This window comes from Kiloniellales bacterium (assembly GCA_030066685.1).
GTDB lineage: Bacteria > Pseudomonadota > Alphaproteobacteria > Kiloniellales > JAKSBE01 > JAKSBE01.
In genome coordinates this window covers 1-21452 of record JASJBF010000008.1, presented here as the reverse complement: position 1 = coordinate 21452, position 21452 = coordinate 1, and the positions used below count along the sequence as shown (strand labels likewise).

Sequence of the window (21452 nt, the reverse complement as noted above, 5' to 3'; positions counted from 1 at the left end):
AGCCGTGGCCAGGTTTGCCCGCGCATCTTCCTGAGCGGAGGGCGTGGCGAAGCTTCGACTTTCGCCAGAGCATGGTGTGCAGCAAATTCGTTGCCCCGTTATTAGCCCAAAAGGCATAAGTATTGAACCCGGGGAGATTCCGTATCCGCCTAGGCGATAAGCCCAGCGCGCCGCGGCGCGGCTCGTCGTGACGCCCGGGAGGCCGAAAACCCGCACACCGCCTTTGCCTGCCGAGCGCGCCAGAGAGTAAGCTGCCAGCCGTGATCGGCGTCGCGGCGGCGACCGCCCCGGCAGGGACAGGCTCAAAAGGGACAAACAGACAGAGATGGCCGACGAGAGAAGCTACAAGTATCCGGAGTTCGCCGATCCCATGGTGCGGCCCCGCTATACCGGGCTCCCGACCTTCATGCGCGCGCCCTATGAGGAAGACCCCGCAGCGCTTGACATCGCCCTGGTCGGCATCCCGTTCGACGGCGGCGTCACCAACCGCCCCGGCGCCCGGCACGGGCCACGGGAGATCCGGAACCAGTCCAGCCTGATGCGCCGGATCAACCAGGCGACCGGAATCGATCCCTTCGCGCTCTGCCGGATCGCCGACGCCGGCGACGCCTGGGTGGAGCGACCCTTCGAGCTCGAGGGCGCGCTGGAGGAGATCGCCGCCTTCTACCGGCGGCTCCACGGCGCCGATACGGTCCCGGTCTCGGCCGGCGGCGATCACTCGGTCACCCTGCCGGTGTTCCGCGGCATCGCGGCCGAGCGCCCGGTCGGCATGATCCACTTCGACGCCCACTGCGACACCGGCGACGATTACCTGGGCTCCAAGTTCCACCACGGCGCCCCTTTCAAGCGGGCGGTCGAGGAAGGCCTGCTCGATCCCAAGCGCACCGTGCAGATCGGCATCCGCGGGGCGATCAACGACCCGGACATCTGGAGCTTCAGCCACGAGTCGGGCATGCGCGTGGTCTACATGGAGGAACTCTACGAGCGCGGCCCCAAGGACGTGATCCAAGAGGCCCGCGGCATCGTCGGCGACGGCCCCACCTACATCAGCTTCGACGTCGACGGCCTGGACCCGGTCTTCGCACCCGGCACCGGGACACCGGAGTGCGGCGGCTTTTCGGTGATCGAGGCACAGATCATGATTCGCGGCCTGCGCAGCCTCAACCTGATCGGCGGCGATGTCGTCGAGGTTGCGCCCCCCTTCGACCCCAGCGGCAACACCGCTCTGGTCGGGGCCACCATCCTCTACGAGATCCTCTGCGTGGTCGCCGATTCCCTGGCGGCCCGCAAGGCCGGCTAAAGCCGCTTCGGCGCGCGCTCGTAGAGGGCCGGGCGCCGGTCATCGAGATAGGGGTTGGTCGCGCGCGACTCCGCATAGGCCGCCGGGTCGACCTCGGCGACCAGAAAGGCTTCGCCGCGGCCGGACTGGATCAGAGGCTTGCCGTCCGGCGCGATGACACAGCTCATCCCGCAGTAGGTCAGCTCGCCTTCCTGGCCACAGCGGTTGGCATAGGCGATGAAGACCTGGTTCTCGAAGGCCCGTGCCGGCACCATCTGCTCAGGGACGTTCTCGTAGGGTCGCATCAGGGCGGTCGGAACCGCGATCAGATCGGCACCGGCCAGGACCAGGGCACGCACGGCTTCCGGGAACTCGACGTCGTAGCAGATCAGAAGACCCAGCGTCATCGAGCCGAGTTCGACCAGCATCAGCTCCGTGCCGGGCGAGAAGATGCGCTTCTCCTCCGGCCCGAAGAGGTGCGTCTTGCGGTAGTTGGCGCGGACAGCCCCGGCGCCGTCGACCAGCAGCGCCGCGTTGTAGAACTTCTTGCCCGCCGCTTCCGGATAGCCGTAGAGCAGCGCCACGCCGGTCTCCGCCGCGATCTCGGCGACCCGCTTCGCGGAAGGGCCGTCGGCCGGCTCCGCCAGGTCGCGCAGCCGATCGCCGAGGTTGTAGCCGGTGAGGTAGAGCTCGGGCGCGATCAGCAGGTCGATCGTCTCGGAGGCCGCCCGGCGGGCCGCCATGGCCAGGCGTTCGAGGTTGTCGGTCGGCTCGCCTGGAACGCCGGAATCCTGAAGCAGGGCTACGCGCATGTCATTTCTCCCCCGGCCCCAGGGCGCCGAGCAGGCGCGGCAGATTGCCGAAGCGGCCGACCAGAGCGAAGATCAGGGCGGCCAGCAGGGCAAAGAGGACGGCGACCACCGCCATCACCGGGGTGTAGCCATATCGCAGGCTGTTGAAGATCTTGATCGGCAGGGTCTCTACCGTGAAACCCGCCACCATGTAAGCCACGATATACTCGTTGAGGCTGAGCACAAAGGCAAAGGCATAGCCGGACACCAGATAGGGCCGGACCAGGGGCAGGATCACGGTCCGGAAGACCCGCCGCCGGTCGGCGCCCAGGGTCTCGGCCGCCTCGACCAGGGCCGGATCGATGGCTTCGAAGCCCAGCGACAGGGTGACCAGCGGCAGGGTGACGAAGAAGATGCCGTGGGAGATCACCACCGCCGGCAGCTGGCCGTAGAACCCCAGGGTCGCCCAGAAGATCAGGAAGCCGAGGGCGGTGATCACCGGCGGCAGAAGGAAGGGCGCAACGCCGAGGGCGAAGAACGCGCGGGCGTAGCGGACCCGGTAGCGCCACAGGAAATAGGCCAGCGGCAGGGCGATCGACAGCGCCACCAGGGCCGAGGTCATGGCGATCAGAAGCGAGTTGGCCACGGCGCCCAGCCAGGCATCGTCTTCGAAAAGCTCGGCATACCAGCGCAGCGAGGTCCCCGCCGGGGGAAAAAGGAGCTGCTTCTTGGCGTTGAGCGAGACGCCGACGACCACGATCAGCGGCGCGCAGAGGAACAGCACCAGAACCGCAATATAGGCGCGGCGCAGGGCCCGGCTCATAGCGCCGGGCTCCGCCGGCGGCCCAGCCATTGGGTCAGGCCGACCAGGGGCAGGCTGACCGCCAGCAGGAAGATCGCCATGGCCGCGGCAAAGGGCAGGTTCGACTGGTAGATCGCCTGGTCGGTGATCAGCACCGACAGAGTCCAGTGCTGCGGCTGCCCGAGAAGCTGCGGCAGCAGGTAGGCACCCAGGGTAAACACGAAGACCATGACCAGGGCGGCGACGATGGCCGGGCGCAGGACCGGGACCACGACGGTGAAGAAGCTGCGCAGCGGCGAGGCCCCGAGGCTGCGCGCGGCCTCGACCAGCTCCGGATCGAGGCGGCTCAGCGCGGGATAGAGCACCAGGACCGCGTAGGGCAGCGCCAAGTAGCAGAGGCCTGCCAGCAGGGCGCCGAACCCGGGTGTCCAGGCGGCCGGCGCCTCGAGCAGCCCCAGGGCGACGAAGAGGTTGGACAGACCGGCCGTGCGCGACAGCAGAATCGACCAACAGAAGCCGATGATCACCTCGGACAGGGAGAGCACGGACAGGATGAAGACCAGGAAGGGCACCTGGCGGCGGCGTGCCATGCGGGTCAAAAAATAGGTGAAGGGAAAGCCAAGGGCGACGCAGAGCAAGGAGGTGAGCCCGGCGAGGCCCAGCGAGAAACCCAGGATGCCGCCGAAGAAGGGCGTGAAGAAGCGGGCGTAGGAGGCCAGCTCGAAGCCGGGCTCGTAGAAGCCGCCCTGGACTCGGTGGAAGACGCTGACCGCCAGCATGATCCCGAAGGGCATCAGGAAGAAGACCGCCAGCATGGCCAGCGGGTAGGCGCCGAGTGCGAGCTCTCGTCCCTTGGGCGCGGCGCGGATCACGGCGCCAGCGCCAGGCAGGCGGCGGCCGGCAGCTCGACCGTGACCGCCCCGCCCTGTCGGAACTCGCCGTGCTGCTCCGGCATGGTCAGACAGAGCACCTGGGTCCCGGCGCAGTCCAGGGAGATCTGCACCGTGGCGCCGAGGTCCCGCACGAAGCTGATCCGTCCGGGCAGGCGGTTGGCGCCCGCCTCCCCCGGCGCAAGCAGACGGACCTCCTCGGGCCGGATGCAGAGGCTGGCCTCGCCGCCTTCGTCCAGCCCGGGCCCCACCTCGGCGACGGCGAGACGGGCGCCCGCGACCTCCACCGCGCCATCGCGCAGGCGACCCGGAAGGAGGTTGCTGGTGCCGATGAAATCGGCCACGAAGCGGTTGACCGGGCGCCGGTAGATGTCGAGCGGCGCGCCGGACTGTTGGACCCGGTTGTCGCCCATCACCACCACCAGGTCGGCCATGGTCATGGCTTCGCGCTGGTCGTGGGTCACGACGATGGTGGTGATGCCGAGCTGCTGCTGCAGCAGGCGCAGCTCGATCTGCATCTCCTCGCGTAGCTTGGCGTCCAGGGCCGAGAGCGGCTCGTCGAGCAGGAAGAGCTTGGGCTTCAGGGCCAGGGCCCTGGCGATCGCGACCCGCTGCCGCTGACCGCCCGACAGCTGGACGACGTGCCGCTCGGCGAGGCCGGGCAGGCGCACCAGCTCCAGGAGCTCGTCGACCCGAAACTCCTGCTCAGGCCTCGCCAGGCCGCGAACCCTCAGGCCGTAGGCGATGTTCTCCCCGACCGTCAGGTGTGGAAACAGCGCCAGGGACTGAAAGACCATACCGAAGCCGCGCTGGTGGACCGGCTGCTCGGTGATGTCCTCGCCGTCCAGCAGGACGCGACCGGCGCCGGGCGCCTCCAGGCCGGCGATGATCCGCAGCAAGGTCGTCTTGCCGCAGCCCGAGGGGCCGAGCAGGCAGACGAACTGGCCGTGGGCGATCTCCAGCCGAACGTCGCTCAAAGCGACGACCGACCCGAAGCGCTTGTCGATCCTGTCGAGAAGCAAACCGGACATGACGGCAGGTCAGCAGATTCGCGGCATCAGGGAAAGACGGCGGTGGCCCGAGGCGCGGCTTGTGCCCCGGGCCGAGGTGAAATCAGCCGGTGACCAGCTCGGTCCACTTCTGGTTCAGCCAGTCGGACTTGGCCTGGTAGAGGTCGTAGCGCGGAATGATCGGCTCTATGTCGCTGGAGACAGCGGCGAACTCCGCATCGGTCAGGTCAGTCAGCTCGCGGCGCACCGTGGGCGCGGTCCCGACCTTGCGCGCCAGCTTCGCCTGGATCTCCGGCCGGCACATGTAGTCCATGAAGACCAGCGCTTCCGTTTCGCGCTTGGATGCGCGCGACAGCGCCCAGCAGCCGGAGTCGTTGACCCCGCCTTCCTTGGGAAAGGTCGAGCGCACCGGATGGCCGTCGGCCGCGGCCAGCCCGGCCACGTCGTGATAGTACTGGCCCATCGGGATTTCGCCCGACTGCAGGGCCTGCTGGAACTGGCCCTCGTCGCGGTACCACAGCGCCACGTTGGGCTTGAGTTCGGCCAGCTTGTCCAGGACCTTGAGGATGTTCTCCTCGGTGTTGAGGAACTCGGTCCCGCCGAAGAAAGTCTTCGCGGTGATCTCCAGAAGGAAGGAGTTGCTGACCAGGGCGAGCAGCCCGAGCTTGCCCTCGTTCTTCGGATCCCAGAACTCGGCCCAGGAGCTCGGTGGCTCGGCGTAGGCGTCGGTGTTGCTGACCAGGGTGATGTACCAGGCGACGGCGCCGATCCCGTCGACCTTGCCGTCGGGATAGCGGTGCAGGTACTGCGGCAGCAGGTTCTTGGCGTTGGGAATCCTGCCGAGCTCGAGCGGCGTCCAGAGCCGGGACGACTGGCCCTTGAGCATGGCGACCTGGGCCATCATCGAGACGTCGGCCGGAGCCTGACCCGCGCGAGCGGCGGTCTCGAGCTGGACCAGCCAGGCCTCGCCGGTGGGTTCGGCGATGGACTCGATCTCGATGCCGGTCTCTTTGGTGAACTCCGGGTAGATGTGCTTGTCGAAGGAATCCTTGAAGTAGCCGCCGTAGGTCCCGACCTTCAGCGGCTCCGCGGCCCGGCCGACGACCGCCGGAAAGCCGAGCGCCGCCACGCCGGCGAGCGCGGAAGCGCCGGTCAGGAAACGCCTGCGGCTGGCTGGCTGCGACACCCTGACTCGATCGAGTTTCGGCATCCCCTTTTTTTCTCCCTGTTATTCTCTCGGCCCCGAGGTCGGGCGACCAACAGGCGGACCGCCCCTCCGGTCCATTGTCTCGTGGCGCCAAGGCCGCATACAGCCTAGCATCACGGCTAGGCCCAGAGAACAGACAAGCGGAAAGCCGCCGAGACCCCGGCGGGTGGCTGGTCGGCGGCTGAATGGGATCGGGTCAGTTCTGTTCCTCGGGCGGCCGGCCCAGCAGGCCGGCGACACCATGGAAGGTACTGCCGATGAAGTCGCCGAGCGCCGACAGCGGCAGGCCGGCCGCGTGGAGACCGACGGCACCGATCAGGATGATCATGGTGACCATCAAAGCGTATTCGTCGGCTACTGAGCCGCGCTCGCTGGTCCAGAACTCCCTCAGCAAACCTCGCATCCCGATCAACAGGAGAGAAGCCGGCGTCGCAACCCTTCGGCTTGAGCCTTAGTGTGATCGCGGCTCGGCCGGAAACGGAGAACGCCCATTGGCCGTTGCCTCTATTCCGGCTCGACTCGCCGTTCCCTCCATCCCTTCCCCGTTAACTATATTATCTGTAAATACCAAAATAATGGGCATATACGCTCAAATAATACTAATCTGTGCGGCTAGACAGTCAATATTTATCGACGAAGTTTACGTTGAATTGCAGTATTAGCCCTTGAAACTATAGCGTGAGCGCATCGAGGCCCGTTTCGAGGTATTGCCCCGCACCTCCGGCGACCGCAAGCGATAATCTTCCTGGCCCGACTCACCCATAGTAGAATAGAATCCCATCGGATCTATCAAGAGCCTGTCCCCGCCGACACGGCTTCCTGTCGGGGATCGCATCAGGGTTAACGGAGCGGCCGCATGCACAATGGCCTCGCTACGCCGTCCAGCGTGCTCTTAGGCGACAACCGCCTGTTACGGCTCGAGCGCCTGTGGATCCGGCACTTCTCGACCTTCGAGCACACGCGCGACGAAACCTCCAGGCGGCAGGCGCAAGCCCTCCTGGACGAGATCGAGCGCGACATCGCCATGACCCCCGCCGACAGCCGCCGGGGCTTGGCAGTCAAGATCCGCTGTTGTCTCGGGCGTGAGGAACGGGAGCTCGACCGCAGGCCCTGGATCGAGATGATGCAGAGTCTGCTGAGCGACCTCGACGGCTGAGGCAGGCCGAGCCCCACAGGAGCCCGCTGACGGCTCCCGGGACCGGGTCGTAATAACCCTGGCACGGCTCAGGCCTCTCCGGCAAAATAGGTGGGACCACTCAGACGAGGGCTAAGGTGCGCCGAGCACGGATGTCTCGGCGAACACCTGCGTATCACTCAAACGGGCGTTGCCCCTGGTGCCGAGCGGTGCTATCCGCTCGCCACAATTTCGAACGAATTTAGGCATTTGTTAACCATATTGATCTTCTAGGCTCGAGGCACGAGGGTAGGAGTTATTGGGAACAGCAGGGGAAGGACCTATGGTAAGGAAGTCGAGCGCCCCTTGGACCATCGTCCTGTTTGCGCTGACGCTCGCCGCTGCGCCGCTGCCTGCAACGCAGGCCGCCAGCGAAGAGCCGGCGAACGGGAAAGCGCGTACTTTCCTGGCCTCGCTCGGAGAGCGAGCGATCCACGTGGCCCGGGACAAGACCGCCCCCCAGGACGACCGCGAAACGCGGATTCGCGCGCTACTGCGCGAAGGTTTCGACCTCAATGTCCTCGCCCGCGTGGTGCTGGGCAAGCACTGGCGGAAGATGGACAAGGGCCAGCGCAAGGAGTTCGTCGGCGTCTTCGAAGACGCGATGGTCCAGCAGTCCCTGACCATATTCGGCCGGTACACGGGCGAGACCTTCGACATCACCAAGGTGGCGCCCGACCGCACCAACCCCAAGCTGATCGCGATCACGACTAACGTCAAGCGGTCCAACGGGGCCATCGCCGATGTCAAGTGGCGGATCCGGAAGGCCGGGGAAGGCTACAAGATCGTCGATATCGTTGCCGAAGGCATCAGCATGGCCTTGACCTTGCGGCAGGAGTACAGCGCGGTCATCGAGAGATCGGGCGGGACGGTGGAAGGCCTGATCAAGGAACTGAAGAGATCCTCCGCTTAGAGCGCGACCCTCCGTCTCCTGCCGGGACGGAGGCGAATCGGGGAGGCCTGTGATAGCCTGAGAGCGCCGCCGCGGCTCCGAGGGGAGCCGCGCCGGCTCTTGCCGTTAGGCCCGACGAGGCGGCCCCGCGACCATGACCGATCCCGACCGGACTCTCACCTACGCCCAGCATCTGCGGCTCGACCGACTGCTCTCCAGCCAGGAGCGCCAGAGCGCCCTCAAGGGCCAGCCGGCCCACGACGAGATGCTCTTCATCATCGTGCACCAGGCCTACGAGCTCTGGTTCAAGCTGATCCTCTTCGAGCTCGACCGGATCCAAGAGATCTTCGCCGGCCCGGTCGCCGACGACCGTGAGATCGGCCAGGCGGTCCACGGTCTGTCGCGAATCGCCCTGATCCAGAAGCTGCTGATCGAGCAGCTCGACGTGCTGGAGAGCATGACGCCGCTCGACTTCCTGGACTTCCGCGACCTGCTGTTCCCAGCCTCGGGCTTCCAGAGCCTCCAGTTCCGCCTGCTGGAAACCCGCCTGGGCCTGACCCGGGCCGAGCGCCTGACCTACGCCGACAAGCCCTACGACGCCATGCTCTCGGAGCCGGAGCGCGCGCGCATCGCCGAGGCCGAGGCGGCGCCTTCCCTCGTCGACCAGGTCGAGGCCTGGCTGGAGCGGACGCCCTTCGTCAGCCAGGCCGGCTACGAGTTCAGCGCCGCCTACCGCGAGGCCGTGCTGCGCGCCCTGGGCAGCGACCAGGAGGCCATGCGCCGCAACCCCTCCCTGGTGAAGACGGCCCTGGAGGCCGAGCTCGCCGCCCTCGACGCGGCCCTGACCCGCTTCGAATCGATCTTCGACGAGGCGGCCCACGCCAAGCTGGCCGCCGAAGGTGCCTGGCGGCTCAGCGCCAAGGCCCTGCAAGCCGCCCTCTTCATCAACCTTTACCGCGACGAGCCGGTGCTGCAGCTGCCCTTCCGGCTCTTGAGCGTCCTGATGGACATCGACGAGAACCTGACCACCTGGCGCTACCGCCACGCCCTGATGGCCCAGCGCATGATCGGCCGCAAGGTCGGTACCGGCGGCTCCTCGGGCTTCGACTACCTGCGCCGGACCGCGGAGCGGCACCGGATCTTCGGCGACCTCTTCGCGCTCTCGACCTACTTCCTGCCCCGCTCCCAGCTGCCACCGCTGCCGGAGGCCCTACGCCGGGCCATGGGCTACAGCTACACCGAGCAGAGTCCGTGAGCTGGAAGGCCGGGTTCCGGCGCTTCCGCGAGGCCGACCCGCAGCGCCTGCACTTCGCCGCCCACAGCCACCACTACTGGCCCGACGTCGCCTTTGCCGCCCAGCAGCGCTGCTGGGAGGACGCCGCCCGCCTGGCCGACCGCAAGTGGGAGACGATCTTCGGCGAGGTGATTCCGCGAGCCCAAGCCGGCATCGCGAAGATCCTGAAGCTAGGCGATCCCTCAAGCCTCGCGTTCGGGCCCAACACCCACGGCTTCCTTCTCCGCTTGTTGTCCTGCCTGCCCCAGGACCGGGCCATCCGGGTCCTGACCAGCGACGGCGAGTTCCACAGCTTCGAGCGCCAGATGCGGCGCCTGGAGGAGGCCGGCCGCGCCGAGGTGACCCGGGTCCCGACCGAGCCCTTCGACGGCTTCACGGAACGCTTCACCAAGACGGCGGCCGAAGGCGGCCGCGATCTGATCTATCTAAGCCAGGTCTTCTACAACTCCGGCTACGCCGTGCCCGAACTGCCAGGCATCGTCGCCGCCGTGCCGGAGCCGGAGGCCCTGGTGGTGATCGACGGCTACCACGGCTTCCTCGCTCGCCCCACCGACCTTTCCGCCATCGAGGATCGCGCCTTCTACATGAGCGGCGGCTACAAGTACGCCATGGCCGGCGAAGGCGTCTGCTTCCTTCACTGTCCGCCCGGCCAGGCCACGCGGCCGCTGGACACCGGCTGGTTCGCCGCCTTCGGCGCCCTGACCGCGCGGGCCGAAGGCAAGGTGCCTTACGGCGCGGACGGCTCCCGCTTCCTGGGTGCGACCTTCGACCCGGTCGGGATCTACCGCCAGAACGCGGTCCTCGACTGGCTGGAGGCCGAGGGCCTCACCACCGCCGCCATCCACGACCACGCCGTCGCCCTGCAGGAAGCCTTCGTCGCCGCCCTGCCCGGTCTGGCCATCCCCGGCCTCTCGGCGGAGAACCTGGTGGTGCCGCTCGACGAGCCAAACCGCGGCAACTTCCTCACCTTCCGCACGCCGGCGGCCGGCGCGCTCTACGAAGCCTTGCTGGCGAGAGACATCGTCACCGACCACCGCGGCGACCGCCTGCGCTTCGGCTTCGGGATCTACCAGGACGGGGAGGATGTGGCGGCTCTGGTGGAGCGGCTGAAGGGGCTGCGCAGTTCGGGCTAACCGGCGAGCGCCCGGCGCAGAACCTCGTTGACCAGCTTGGGGTTGGCCTTGCCTTGCGTCGCCTTCATGACCTGGCCGACGAACCAGCCGATGACCTTCTCGTTGCCGGAGCGGAACTGCTCGACCTGACCCGGGTTCTCGGACACGATCTTGGCGACGATTGCTTCGATCTCGCCCGAATCGCTAATCTGCTTCAGGCCCTTTTGCTCAACGACCTCAGAGGCTTGCTTGCCGGTCTTCCACATCTCATCGAAGACGTCTTTTGCCAGCCGACCGGACAGCGTGCCGTCGGCGATCAGGTCGATCAGGCGGCCCAGCGCAGCGGCATCGACCGGCGATCGGCTGAGCTCCAGGTCGTTGCGATTCAGCGCACCGAAGAGCTCGCCCATGACCCAGTTGGCCGCGACCTTGGGGTCCCGACCCTGCGCCACCGCCTCGAAGTAGGCCGCCGTCTCGCGGTCGGCAACCAGGACGCCGGCGTCGTAGGCCGAGAGCCCGAAGTCGTCGATAAAGCGCTGCTTCTTGTCGTCGGGCAGCTCGGGGAGGTCGGCCTCGATCTCCGAGACCCAGGCCGGATCGAGCTCCAGCGGCAGCAGATCCGGGTCGGGGAAGTAGCGGTAGTCGTGCGCCTCCTCCTTGCCGCGCATGGAGCGGGTCCGGCCCGTGTTGGAGTCGAAGAGCCGGGTCTCCTGGACGATCGCCTCGCCCTCTTCCAGAAGCCCGACCTGGCGCTTGGCCTCGAATGCGATGGCCTGCTGGATGAAGCGGATGGAGTTGACGTTCTTGATCTCGCAGCGGGTGCCGAGGGGGTCGCCCGGCTTGCGCATCGAGACGTTGACGTCGCAGCGCAGGGAGCCTTCCTCCATGTTGCCGTCGCAGGTCCCGAGGTAGCGCAGGATCGAGCGCAGCTTGTACAGGTAGGCGCCGACCTCTTCGGGCGAGCGCAGGTCGGGCTTGGAGACGATCTCCATCAGCGCGACCCCGGAGCGGTTGAGGTCGATGTAGGACTTGGTCGGGTGCTGGTCGTGCAGCGACTTGCCGGCGTCCTGCTCCAGGTGCAGGCGCTCGATCCCGATCTCGCGGGTCGAACCGTCCTCCATGTCGAGAATCACTGTCCCCTCGCCGACGATCGGCTCCAGGTACTGGGAGATCTGATAGCCGGTTGGCATGTCGGCATAGAAGTAGTTCTTGCGCTCGAAGACCGAATGCAGGTTGATCCGGGCCCTGAGCCCGAGCCCGGTCTTGATCGCCTGCTCGACGCAGCCCCGATTGAGCACCGGCAGCATGCCCGGCATGCCGGCGTCGACCAGGGAGACCTGGGTGTTGGGCTCGGCCCCGAAGGCGGTTGCCGCGCCGGAGAAGAGCTTGGCCTCCGAGATCACCTGGGCATGGACCTCCAGCCCGATCACCATCTCCCAGCTGCCCGTCCGCCCTTCGATCATCGCCATGCCGCCACTCCTTGTCTCCCCGACTGACTCCTTGGCTCTCCCTGTCATGGCCGGAAAGTGTGAACCTTCGGAACTCGAGAGCTAGAGCCATCCGAGCCGGGGCCATTAGGTATCACCGGGAGACGGCCTGCGCCAGCCCCGGCCGCGACGGCCTTCGGGTACCGCGCGGGTACCAGGCCGCCCCAGGGGACCGGAATTGTCTCCATGACAAGTTGCTTGTTTTCAGCCATTTAGAGATGAGCCATGCTTTTTGCTCTGAATCCCGTCCGGACAGCGAGACGAATGATGCCCGAGCTTCTGGGGCCGCTGCTGACCTTCTGCGTCTCGACCTCGATCACGCCGGGGCCGAACGTGGTGATGGTCACCGCCTCGGGCGCGACCTTCGGCTTCCGCCGAACCTTGCCGCACCTGCTGGGCATCACCCTGGGCTTTCCGGTCTTGGTGGTCGCCGTCGGCCTGGGGCTGGGCGCGGCCTTCCAGGCGCTGCCGGTCCTGCACGATGGCCTGAAGGTCGTGGGCTCCGCCTACCTGCTCTACCTCGCCTGGCGGATCGCGACCGCCGAGCGGCCGCGCGAGGGCCGGGCCGGCGGCCGGCCCCTGACCTTCCTCCAGGCCGCCGCCTTCCAGTGGGTCAACCCCAAGGCCTGGGTAATCGCCATCGGCGCGGTCAGCGCCTTCTCCAGCCTGGAGCTCTCGCCCCTGGCCAACGCCGTGATGATTGCCCTGGTCTTCGGCGCCGTGGCCTTCCCCTGCTCCGCGGTCTGGGCCGGCTTCGGCACCGCCATAGGCGGCCTGCTCAAGTCCGACCGGACCCTGCGCGTCTTCAACCTCTGCCTCGGCGCCCTCACCGCCGTTTCCGTGGTCCTGATCTTCGTCTAGGTCCCGTCGAGGACCAGTTCCCTCCCGGCGACGGAGCGCGCGCCGACCTCGAGCCTGTCCAAGCGACGACGGAGCCGGGCCGCTTTCCGGCACGAGAACGGGTCGCGGCTGTGCTAAGGCTTGCGCCCTAGGGTTTCAACGGCATGCAGGGCAACCTCGTGACGGCGACAACGATATCGCAATCGCAGGCAAGAGGCATCGCCTGCGTGCTCGCCGGCATGGCCCTGCTCTCCGCCCAGGACGCCATCATCAAATGGCTGAGCGGCGACTATTCGCTGCACCAGGTGATCCTGGGTCGGGCCGTCGTCGCTGTCGTGCTGACACTGATCATGGTCCGGCTGGAGGGCGGCTGGGGCCTGCTGCGCAGCCGACGGCCGGGCCTGCACCTGGCGCGCGCGCTCTTACTGGTCGTGGCCAACCTCTCCTACTTCCTGGCGCTCGCGGCCATGCCGCTGGCCGAGACCATCGCGATCTTCTTCGTGGCCCCCCTCTTCATCACCGCACTCTCGGTGCCCTTTCTCGGCGAGCGGGTCGGCCCGCGCCGTTGGCTCGCGGTCCTGGCGGGGCTCTGCGGCGTGATGGTCATGCTGCGTCCCGGCGAGGGCGCCATCAATCCGGTCGCGCTGCTGCCGGTGCTGGCCGCCTTCTGCTACGCCAGCATGCAGATCCTGACCCGGCGGCTCGGCGCGACCGACAGGGCCTCGGCCATGGCCTTCTACGTCCAGCTGACCTTCGTGGTGGTCAGCGGCGCGACCGGCCTGGCGATCGGTGACGGCCGCTTCGCCGGCTCGGGCGAGCCGAGCCTCGAGTTCCTGTTCCGGGCCTGGGTCTGGCCGGGTCGGGAGGACGCCCTGCTGATCCTGCTCTGCGGCGTCCTGATCGCCGCCGCCGCCTACCTGCTCTCACAGGCCTATAGGATCGCCGAGGCCACCGTCGTGGCCCCCTTCGAGTACGTCGCCGTCCCGCTCTCCGCGACCTGGGGGATCGTCCTTTGGGGTGACTGGCCGGACCTCACCGCCGTCCTCGGCATCGCGCTGATCGTCGGCGCCGGCCTGATGGTCTTCGCCCGCGAGGCCTCGCTCGGCCGCCTCCTCGCCGCCCGCCGCCCCCTGCCCCCGAACCGATAGGGTTTAAGCTAGGAAGGCCGGCTCGGCGTCGAAGCCGGCGGCTTGTTCCAGCACGTCGGCGACCCGCAGCACGGTCTCCTCGTCGAAGGCGCGGCCGATCAGCTGCAGGCCCAGCGGCAGGCCCTCGGCGCCCAGGCCGGCGGGCACCGAGACGGCCGGCAGGCCGGCCAGGCTGGAGGGCACGGTGAAGACGTCGTTGAGGTACATGGCGATGGGATCGTCCATCTTCTCGCCCACGGCGAAGGCCTCGCTCGGGGCGGTCGGCGTCAGAATGACGTCCACCTTTTCATAGGCTTGCCGGAAGTCGTTGAGGATCAAGGTCCGCACCCGCCGGGCCTTGTTGTAGTAGGCGTCGTAGTAGCCGGCCGAGAGCACGTAGGTCCCGATCAGGACCCGGCGCTTGACCTCGGCGCCGAAGCCGGTGCCGCGGGTCGCCTCGTACATCTCGTCCAGGCTCTCGCCCGGCTCGCGCAGGCCGTAGCGCACGCCGTCGTAGCGCGCCAGGTTGGACGAGGCTTCGGCGGGCGCGACGATGTAGTAGGTCGGCAGGGCGTACTTGGTGTGCGGCAGGGAGATGTCGACGGTCTCGGCCCCGGCCGCCTTCAGCCAGTCGATGCCCTGGCGCCACAGGGTCTCGATCTCCTCCGGCATGCCCTCCATCCGGTACTCCTTGGGGACGCCGACCTTGAGGCCGCGCACGTCCCCGGTCAGCGCCGCCTCGTAGTCGGGCACGGGGCGGTCCACGCTGGTCGAGTCCTTGGGGTCATGGCCGGCCATGGCGCGCAGCATGATCGCCGAGTCCCGCACCGTCCGGGTCATCGGCCCGGCCTGATCGAGCGAGGACGCGAAGGCGACCAGGCCCCAGCGCGAGCAGCGGCCATAGGTCGGCTTGAAGCCGACGATCCCGACGAAGGCGGCCGGCTGGCGGATCGAGCCGCCGGTGTCGGTGCCGGTCGCGCCCAGGGCGCAGCGCGCCGCCACCGCCGCCGCCGAGCCGCCGGAGGACCCCCCCGGAACGAGCGCCCGGTTGTCGCCGGGCCGGCGCCAGGGGCTTTCGACCGGACCGAAGGCGCTGGTCATGTTGGAAGAGCCCATGGCGAACTCGTCCATGTTGGCCTTGCCGAGCATCACCGCACCTTCCCGCCAGAGCTTGGCGGAGACGGTCGATTCGTAGGTCGGCGTGAAGCCCTCGAGGATGCGCGAGCCGGCGGTTGTCTGGATTCCCTCGGTGCAGAAGAGGTCCTTGATCGCCAGGGGGATGCCGTTGAGCACGCCGGCCTCGGCGCTGCCGCGCCTGGCATCGGCGGCCTTGGCCATCTCCAGGGCCTTGTCCGGGGTCTCTACCAGGAAGGCGTTGAGGGGCCGCACCTTCTCGACCGCCGCGATGTGCGCTTCGGTCAGCTCGGCGGCGGTCAGCTCGCCGCTGGCGACCGCGTCGCGGGCCTCGGCGATGGTCAGCTTGGTGAGCTCGCTCATGCCGGCTGCCCTATTCCACGACCTTGGGCACCAGGAAGAAGCCCTCGGCCGCCTCCGGCGCGTTGGCCAGGACCTGGTCGCGGCAATCGCCGTCGGTGACCGCGTCTTTGCGCAGCGGCGCCTCGACCTCGACCACCGAGGTCATGGGCGCGACGCCTTCGGTGTCGAGCTCGTTCAGCTGTTCGATCCAGCCCAGGATGTTGGAGAGCTCGGCCGCCAGGGGCTCCATCTGCTCGGCCTCGATGCGGATCCGGGCGAGCTTGGCGATCTGCGCGACGGTGTCCCTGTCGACGGACATGGCCTTGACTCCAGAGCGGCGAAGGCGGCCACCGGGCGCCCCAGCCAAGGCGACCTCCGGCGGCCCGAAGCGCGCGGAACCTATCACCCGCGCCGGGCCGGGGGCAAGCCGTCCGCCCGCCGACTTGCCGCCCGGGCGCGCGCAAGCCTATAAGTCCAGCCGGAGGCCAGACCGCCGTGACCATCCTCGCCCTTGCCGACTTCGCGGACGCCCTGCCCGCCCGGGGCCGGCTGCTCGGCCTCGACCTCGGCGAGAAGACCATCGGGCTGGCGATCTCGGACCGCGACCGCAGCCTGGCCTCACCCCTGAAGACCCTGCGCCGCGGCAAGTTCCGCGTGGACGCCGCTGCCCTGGCTGCGATCGTCGCCGAGCGGGAGGTCGCGGGTCTGGTGCTCGGCCTGCCGGTCAACATGGACGGCAGCGAGGGCCCGCGCTGCCAGTCGACCCGGCAGTTCGCACGCAACCTGGAGGCGGAGGCCGGGATGACCCTGCCGGTTGCGCTCTGGGACGAACGGCTCTCGACCGCGGCGGTCGAACGCTTGCTGGTCGAGGAGGCCGACATGACCCGGGCACGCCGGGCCGAGGTGGTCGACAAGCTGGCCGCGGCCTACATCCTGCAGGGCGCTCTGGACGCGCTCGCCGAGAACCGGCAGCAGCCGGACGGTTGAGGCGGGGTGCCAGGTCGCAGATCCTCGCTTATCCGGCCGCTACCGATCGGCTAGTCTGCGCTTTCACACAGGAAAGAGGCGAAGGTAGCGGGCCGATGGAGCTGTTCAGAAAACTCTTTGCGTTGGTGCTGCTCGGCACCTTCCTCGTCCGGCCGGCGGTGGGGGCCGAGGCGGTGGACGTCGAGCTGGTTCTCCTGGCGGACGCCTCGGGCTCGATCGACGACGCCGAGATCCTCTTCCAGCGCCAGGGCTACGCCGACGCCATCACTCATCCCCAGGTAATCGCCGCGATCGCCCAGGGCTACGAGCAGCGGATCGCGGTGACCTATGTCGAGTGGGGTGCCGTGGACTCGCAGGAGGTCGTGGTGCCCTGGGCCATTATCGACGGCGCCGAGAGCGCGGCGGCCTTCGCGGAGAAGCTGATGGCGACGCCGCGCCTGGCCTTCGGGCGCAACGCCATCGGCAATGCCCTCGCCGCCGGCCAGGCCCTGATCGACGGCAACGACATAAAGGGCTTCCGCAGGGTCATCGACTTCTCCGGCGACAGCGCCAACAACTGGGGCGGCATCCCGATCACCGTGGCGCGGGACTCAGCGGTCGCTGCCGGCATCGTGATCAACGGCCTGGCGATCCTCTGCCGCCACTGCAGCAGCGGCCGGCCGATCAGCTACGACTTGGAGGAAGCCTTCGAGCGGCTGATCATCGGCGGCCCCGGCGCTTTCGTGGTTACCGCCGACAACCGCGAGAGCTTCGCCGAGGCCGTGCGCAAGAAGCTGCTGCTGGAGGTCGCAGGGCCCGGCGGCCCGACCCCAAAGGTCAGAACTGCCGGGCGCGGACGATGATCGCCTTGATCGTGGCCTCGCCGAGGGCCTTGCAAGCCTCGAGGCGGTGCAGACCGGACACCAGGACGTAGCGGTTATCCCCCTTGCGCACCGAGATCGCGGTCTGCTGGCCGTGCTCCAAAATGTCCTCGGCCAGGGTCTCGACCTTGGCCGCATCCAGGGTCCCGCGCAGCCGGGCGGGGACGTAGATCTCGGCGATCGGCACGGGGACCTCCTTCAGCATGGACCGCCTCTCCGGCCGGATCAGCCGCTGGGGCGCAGGAGGATCTTGCCGCCGCGGCCTTCGCTGTGGGCGTGGGCCAGGGCCTTGGCGATCTCGTCCAGGCCGTACTGGGCTTCGATCGGCACGTCCAGGGTGCCGTCGATGAAGCGCTGGGACATCTCGTCGTAGAGCGCCTGGATCTCCGAACGGTCGGCGGCGCGCATGAAGCCATACAGCCAGAAGCCGGTTAATGTGAGGCCCTTGATGATCAGGTGCGCGGGCGTGATCCGGCAGGCCTCGCCGGAGAGGAAGCCGTAGTTGACCACCATCCCGCCCTCGGAGAGGCAGTCCGCCAGATGCTCGCAGGCGCTGCCGCCGACCGCGTCGATCGCCAGGCGGATCGGCGCCTCGGCGCCGGTCTCGGCGCGCACGCGCTCGGCAAGGTCGGCGCCTTCCACCACCACGAGATCGGCGCCGAAGCCGGTGAGCTCGGGGATCAGGGAGTCCCGGCGCACGACGTTGACCGTCTTGACGCCGCGGGCCCGGGCGAGGCGGATCACATGGCGGCCGACCGCCGAGTTGGCGGCGTTCTGGATCACCCAGTCGCCCTCTTGCAGCTCGACGTAGTCCTTGAGCATGAGGTGCGCCGAGGGTGGGTTAGCCTTGAGCATCGCGGCCTGCCGGATGTCCAGGGCCTCGGGCAGCTTGACCACCTGGGCCGCCGGCAGGCGCAGCCGCTCGGACCAGTTGGCCCGCGACAGGCTCATCACCTTGTCGCCCGGCGCCAGGCCCTCGACACCCGGCCCGGCCTCGACAACGCGGCCGGCGCCTTCGATCCCGACCGGGGCCGGCAGGGTCTCGGGCCCGGGGTAGCGGCCCTCGAAGCTCAAGAGGTCGGCCGGGTTGATCGCCGCGGCCTCGATCGCGACCACGACCTCGCCGGCGCCCGGCGCCCCGACGTCCTCGACCTCCATGCAGGCGCAGGCCTCGTCCGGCCGGGCATGGCGCAGCAACTGGATCTGTTTCATCTGGATCTCGCCTCGCAACTCATGGTGGCTCAGACTAGGCGAAGCGGCCGTCCTCCGAAAGACGTTGCGCCCGACCGGGGCCCGCCGCAGGGCGGCCAGCTTCGGCTTGACGCCCCGCGGCGGCCGTGGAACACCCGGGGCAGTTCGTCATCCGAGGATCTCGCCGCCATGACCGCACCGCTCGCCGGCCTCCGCGTCTTCGACCTGACCCGTATCCTCGCCGGGCCGACCTGTACGCAGCTGCTTGGCGACCTGGGCTGCGACGTGATCAAGATCGAGCGCCCGGGCGAAGGCGACGACACCCGCAAGTGGGGCCCGCCCTTCCTCCAGAACGCGGGCGGCGAGGACTCGACGGAGGCCGCCTACTACCTCAGCTCAAACCGCAACAAACGCTCCTTGACCCTTGATATCGCAAAGCCCGAAGGTCAGGAACTGGCACGACGGCTGATCGCCGGCTGCGACATCCTGGTGGAGAACTTCAAGGTCGGCGGCCTGGCCAAGTACGGCCTCGCCTACGCCGACCTGAGGGACGCCAACCCGGGCCTGATCTACTGCTCGATCACCGGCTTCGGCCAGACCGGCCCCTACGCGCCGCGCGCCGGCTACGACTACCTGGCCCAGGGCCTGGGCGGCATCATGAGCCTGACCGGACCGGTCGAGGGCGAGCCCTACAAGGTCGGGGTCGGCATCGCCGACGTCATGTGCGGCATGTACGCGGTCAGCGCGATCCTGGCCGCCCTGCACCACCGCCACCAGACCGGCAAGGGCCAGCACGTCGACCTGGCGCTGCTCGATACCCAGGTCGCCTGGCTGGTCAACGAGGGGCTGAACTACCTGACCTCGGGCAAGGTCTCCAAGCGCCAGGGCAACGAGCATCCCAACATCGTGCCCTACAAGGTCCTGCCCTGCGCCGACGGCTACTTCATCCTGGCGGTCGGCAACGACCGGCAGTTCCAGAGCTTCTGCGCCTTCGCCGAGGCGCCCGACCTGGCCACCGACCCGCGCTTCACGACCAATGCCGACCGGGTGCGCAACCGCGAAGCGCTCTACGCCCTCTTGCCCGAGGTGACGATCAAGAAGACCCAGGCCGAATGGGTCGACGGCCTGGCCGGCCTGCACGTGCCCTGCGGCGCGGTCAACACCCTGGACCAGGTCTTCGCCGATCCGCAGGTCGTCCACCGCGGCATGCACCTCAAGATGCCCTACCTCGGCAGCCGAAGCGGCGAGGTCGACCTGATCGGCAACCCGATCAAGTTCTCCGAGACGCCGGTCGACTACCGCCACGCCCCGCCGACCTGCGGCCAGCAAACCGACGAGGTCCTGCAGGAGTTCGGACTCAGCCCCGACGAGATCGCAGGGCTCAAGGACGGCGGCGTGATCTAATGTCGCTCCCCATGGATCCCCGACACCGCTGTCATCGCCGGACTTGATCCGGCGATCCATGGTGGCGGCGTTTCCATGGATGCCCGGATCGAGTCCGGGCATGACAACGGGTTTGAGTGCCGATGACGCCGCCTCTTCACGAACCGCGTCGAGCCGCTGAGTTGCGCACCGCATGCTGAGCTTCTCCTTCCTGCGGAGCAACCTGCGCTGGCTCGGGGCCGGGTTTCTGCTGAGCCTCTCTTCGAGCTTCGGGCAGACCTACTTCATTTCGCTCTTCTCCGGCGATCTGCGTGAAGCCTTCGACCTGAGCCACGGCGGCTTCGGCGGGCTCTACACCCTGGCCACCCTGGCCAGCGCGGCGACCCTGGTCTGGCTCGGCAAGCTGGCCGACACCCAGCCGCTCGCCCGGCTCTCCGCGGCGACAATCCTCGGCCTGGCCCTGACCGCGCTGGCCATGGCCGCGGTCGCCTCCCCGGTCATGCTGGTCCTGGTCCTCTTCGGCCTGCGGCTTTTCGGCCAGGGCCTACTGAGCCACCTCTGCTTCACTGCCATGGGCCGCTGGTACAACGCCCAGCGCGGCCGGGCCATCGCCATCGCCGCCATGGGCTTTCCGGCCGGCGAGGCGCTCTTCCCCATCGTGGCGGTCGGCCTGGCGCTCTGGATCGGCTGGCGCGAGACCTGGGTCGTGACCGCCGGCGCCCTGCTCCTGGTCGCCCTGCCGCTCGCCTTTGCGCTCCTGCGGCACGGCCGCACGCCGCGCAATCCGGTGCCACTCGAAGGCGGCAACGGGAAAGTGCTGCCGCGCGACTGGACCCGCGGCGAGGTCCTGCGCGATCCGCTGTTCTACGCCCTGATGCCCGGGGTCCTGGCGCCGTCCTTCATCCTGACCGGCGTGTTCTTCCACCAGGTCCACCTGGTCGAGACCAAGGGCTGGAGCCTGGCGCTCTTCGCCGCCGCCTATCCCGGGTATTCCCTGGCGGCGGTCGGCACTTCGCTCGCCTTCGGCTGGGCCGTCGACCGCTGGAACGCCGCGCGCCTCTTGCCCGCCTATCTGCTGCCCATGGCCGCCGGCCTGTTCCTGCTGGGACTCGGCGACGCGCCCTGGGTCGCGCTCGCCTTCATGGCCCTGGGCGGCGCTACGGCCGGCGCCGCGACCACCCTGATCGGCGCCCTCTGGGCGGAGATCTACGGCACCGGGCACCTCGGCGCCATTCGCGCCCTGGCGGTCGCCGCCATGGTCTTCGCAACCGGTCTCGCGCCCGGCCTCATGGGCGGCCTGCTGGACCTCGGCGTCGGGCTGGAGGCGCAGGTGCTGGCACTGGCCCTCTACACGCTGGCCGCCGCCGGATTTTTCCTGGCCCTAGCCTACAGAGCACCAAGGCTGGCGAGGGCAGGCGCCGGTGGCTAGCGCAATTCCCGATCAGACGCGTTCGCGTCTGGCCGGAAGTAGTGCGCTAATGCCTTGAAGTCAGGTCATTACATCCGGCCAGATGGATCGCAAAGCGATTCCATCTGATCGGATAATGCCTGTCTTATGACAGGTTCGGCCCATCGGGCGAAGATGGGCCACCGCCGGAGAGTGGCCACTCGCCGGCGGTGGCGGGGTCGGACCGGGATAATGCTGGCCGT

The 21452-nt window shown here is 68.3% G+C and carries 22 protein-coding genes; 11 read left to right on the top strand and 11 right to left on the bottom strand.

What is annotated here, in order from left to right:
- Window positions 1–325 precede the first annotated feature (325 nt).
- A complete protein-coding gene (gene speB, locus QNJ30_07040) occupies window positions 326–1300 on the top strand; it encodes an agmatinase (protein MDJ0943200.1) in 975 nt (324 codons plus the stop codon).
- Here the strand turns inward: speB and QNJ30_07035 are convergent.
- From QNJ30_07035 to QNJ30_07010, 6 genes are all read right to left on the bottom strand, one after another.
- Window positions 1297–2091, bottom strand: a complete 795-nt coding sequence (locus tag QNJ30_07035; protein ID MDJ0943199.1) for a carbon-nitrogen hydrolase family protein — start codon at window positions 2089–2091, stop codon at window positions 1297–1299. The genes speB and QNJ30_07035 overlap by 4 nt on opposite strands.
- 1 nt (window position 2092) lies before the next feature.
- Window positions 2093–2893 carry an ABC transporter permease gene (locus QNJ30_07030; GenBank protein ID MDJ0943198.1) on the bottom strand — a complete coding sequence of 267 codons (801 nt, stop codon included), beginning with the start codon at window positions 2891–2893 and terminating at the stop codon, window positions 2093–2095.
- Window positions 2890–3744, bottom strand: a complete 855-nt coding sequence (locus QNJ30_07025) for an ABC transporter permease (protein ID MDJ0943197.1) — start codon at window positions 3742–3744, stop codon at window positions 2890–2892. The genes QNJ30_07030 and QNJ30_07025 overlap by 4 nt, the downstream gene beginning before the upstream one ends.
- A complete protein-coding gene (locus QNJ30_07020) occupies window positions 3741–4793 on the bottom strand; it encodes an ABC transporter ATP-binding protein (GenBank protein MDJ0943196.1) in 1053 nt (350 codons plus the stop codon). Before QNJ30_07020 ends, QNJ30_07025 begins: the two co-directional genes overlap by 4 nt.
- An 82-nt stretch (window positions 4794–4875) precedes the next feature.
- Window positions 4876–5982, bottom strand: a complete 1107-nt coding sequence (locus tag QNJ30_07015; GenBank protein MDJ0943195.1) for an extracellular solute-binding protein — start codon at window positions 5980–5982, stop codon at window positions 4876–4878.
- Window positions 5983–6175: 193 nt separating this feature from the next.
- Entirely contained in the window at window positions 6176–6373 is a 198-nt protein-coding gene (locus QNJ30_07010; protein ID MDJ0943194.1) for a hypothetical protein, read from the bottom strand.
- Window positions 6374–6835: 462 nt separating this feature from the next.
- Between QNJ30_07010 and QNJ30_07005 the strand changes: the two genes are divergently transcribed.
- The 4 genes from QNJ30_07005 (at window position 6836) to QNJ30_06990 (ending at window position 10472) form a co-directional block, all read left to right on the top strand.
- The gene (locus QNJ30_07005; GenBank protein MDJ0943193.1) at window positions 6836–7135 is read left to right on the top strand and encodes a hypothetical protein; all 300 of its coding nucleotides are present in this window, start codon (window positions 6836–6838) and stop codon (window positions 7133–7135) included.
- A gap of 301 nt (window positions 7136–7436) precedes the next feature.
- Window positions 7437–8066 carry an ABC transporter substrate-binding protein gene (locus QNJ30_07000; protein MDJ0943192.1) on the top strand — a complete coding sequence of 210 codons (630 nt, stop codon included), beginning with the start codon at window positions 7437–7439 and terminating at the stop codon, window positions 8064–8066.
- A 133-nt stretch (window positions 8067–8199) separates the two neighbouring features.
- On the top strand, window positions 8200–9300 hold the full coding sequence (locus QNJ30_06995) for a tryptophan 2,3-dioxygenase family protein (protein ID MDJ0943191.1): 1101 nt from the start codon (window positions 8200–8202) through the stop codon (window positions 9298–9300).
- Window positions 9297–10472: an aminotransferase class V-fold PLP-dependent enzyme gene (locus QNJ30_06990; protein ID MDJ0943190.1), complete on the top strand. Its 1176-nt coding sequence runs from the start codon at window positions 9297–9299 to the stop codon at window positions 10470–10472. Before QNJ30_06995 ends, QNJ30_06990 begins: the two co-directional genes overlap by 4 nt.
- Here QNJ30_06990 and gatB read toward each other — a convergent pair.
- The gene (gene gatB, locus QNJ30_06985; protein MDJ0943189.1) at window positions 10469–11920 is read right to left on the bottom strand and encodes an Asp-tRNA(Asn)/Glu-tRNA(Gln) amidotransferase subunit GatB; all 1452 of its coding nucleotides are present in this window, start codon (window positions 11918–11920) and stop codon (window positions 10469–10471) included. The genes QNJ30_06990 and gatB overlap by 4 nt on opposite strands.
- Before the next feature lie 285 nt (window positions 11921–12205).
- Here gatB and QNJ30_06980 point away from each other — a divergent pair, with 285 nt between their 5' ends.
- On the top strand, window positions 12206–12799 hold the full coding sequence (locus QNJ30_06980; GenBank protein ID MDJ0943188.1) for a LysE family translocator: 594 nt from the start codon (window positions 12206–12208) through the stop codon (window positions 12797–12799).
- A gap of 143 nt (window positions 12800–12942) precedes the next feature.
- Entirely contained in the window at window positions 12943–13926 is a 984-nt protein-coding gene (locus QNJ30_06975; protein MDJ0943187.1) for a DMT family transporter, read from the top strand.
- Between the two features lie 3 nt (window positions 13927–13929).
- Here QNJ30_06975 and gatA read toward each other — a convergent pair whose 3' ends face one another.
- Together gatA and gatC are read right to left on the bottom strand one after the other, a co-directional pair.
- Window positions 13930–15402 (bottom strand): Asp-tRNA(Asn)/Glu-tRNA(Gln) amidotransferase subunit GatA, encoded by a 1473-nt coding sequence (gene gatA / locus QNJ30_06970; protein MDJ0943186.1) that lies wholly within the window; start codon window positions 15400–15402, stop codon window positions 13930–13932.
- 10 nt (window positions 15403–15412) lie between these two features.
- Window positions 15413–15700 carry an Asp-tRNA(Asn)/Glu-tRNA(Gln) amidotransferase subunit GatC gene (gatC, locus tag QNJ30_06965; GenBank protein MDJ0943185.1) on the bottom strand — a complete coding sequence of 96 codons (288 nt, stop codon included), beginning with the start codon at window positions 15698–15700 and terminating at the stop codon, window positions 15413–15415.
- A gap of 176 nt (window positions 15701–15876) precedes the next feature.
- Between gatC and ruvX the strand changes: the two genes are divergently transcribed.
- Together ruvX and QNJ30_06955 are read left to right on the top strand one after the other, a co-directional pair.
- Complete coding sequence (gene ruvX, locus QNJ30_06960) at window positions 15877–16368, top strand: Holliday junction resolvase RuvX (protein MDJ0943184.1); 492 nt, start codon at window positions 15877–15879, stop codon at window positions 16366–16368.
- Window positions 16369–16463: 95 nt separating this feature from the next.
- Window positions 16464–17210 (top strand): DUF1194 domain-containing protein, encoded by a 747-nt coding sequence (locus tag QNJ30_06955; GenBank protein ID MDJ0943183.1) that lies wholly within the window; start codon window positions 16464–16466, stop codon window positions 17208–17210.
- On the opposite strand, the gene QNJ30_06950 is transcribed toward QNJ30_06955, so the two are convergent.
- Both QNJ30_06950 and QNJ30_06945 read right to left on the bottom strand, forming a co-directional pair.
- On the bottom strand, window positions 17185–17433 hold the full coding sequence (locus QNJ30_06950; GenBank protein MDJ0943182.1) for a ParB N-terminal domain-containing protein: 249 nt from the start codon (window positions 17431–17433) through the stop codon (window positions 17185–17187). The two genes, QNJ30_06955 and QNJ30_06950, sit on opposite strands and share 26 nt — an antisense overlap.
- A gap of 20 nt (window positions 17434–17453) precedes the next feature.
- A complete protein-coding gene (locus tag QNJ30_06945) occupies window positions 17454–18440 on the bottom strand; it encodes a zinc-dependent alcohol dehydrogenase family protein (protein MDJ0943181.1) in 987 nt (328 codons plus the stop codon).
- Between the two features lie 168 nt (window positions 18441–18608).
- Here QNJ30_06945 and QNJ30_06940 point away from each other — a divergent pair, with 168 nt between their 5' ends.
- The gene (locus tag QNJ30_06940) at window positions 18609–19823 is read left to right on the top strand and encodes a CaiB/BaiF CoA-transferase family protein (GenBank protein MDJ0943180.1); all 1215 of its coding nucleotides are present in this window, start codon (window positions 18609–18611) and stop codon (window positions 19821–19823) included.
- Window positions 19824–19995: 172 nt separating this feature from the next.
- Window positions 19996–21231, top strand: coding sequence for an MFS transporter (locus tag QNJ30_06935; protein ID MDJ0943179.1), 1236 nt, complete (start codon window positions 19996–19998; stop codon window positions 21229–21231).
- Window positions 21232–21452: the final 221 nt, after the last annotated feature.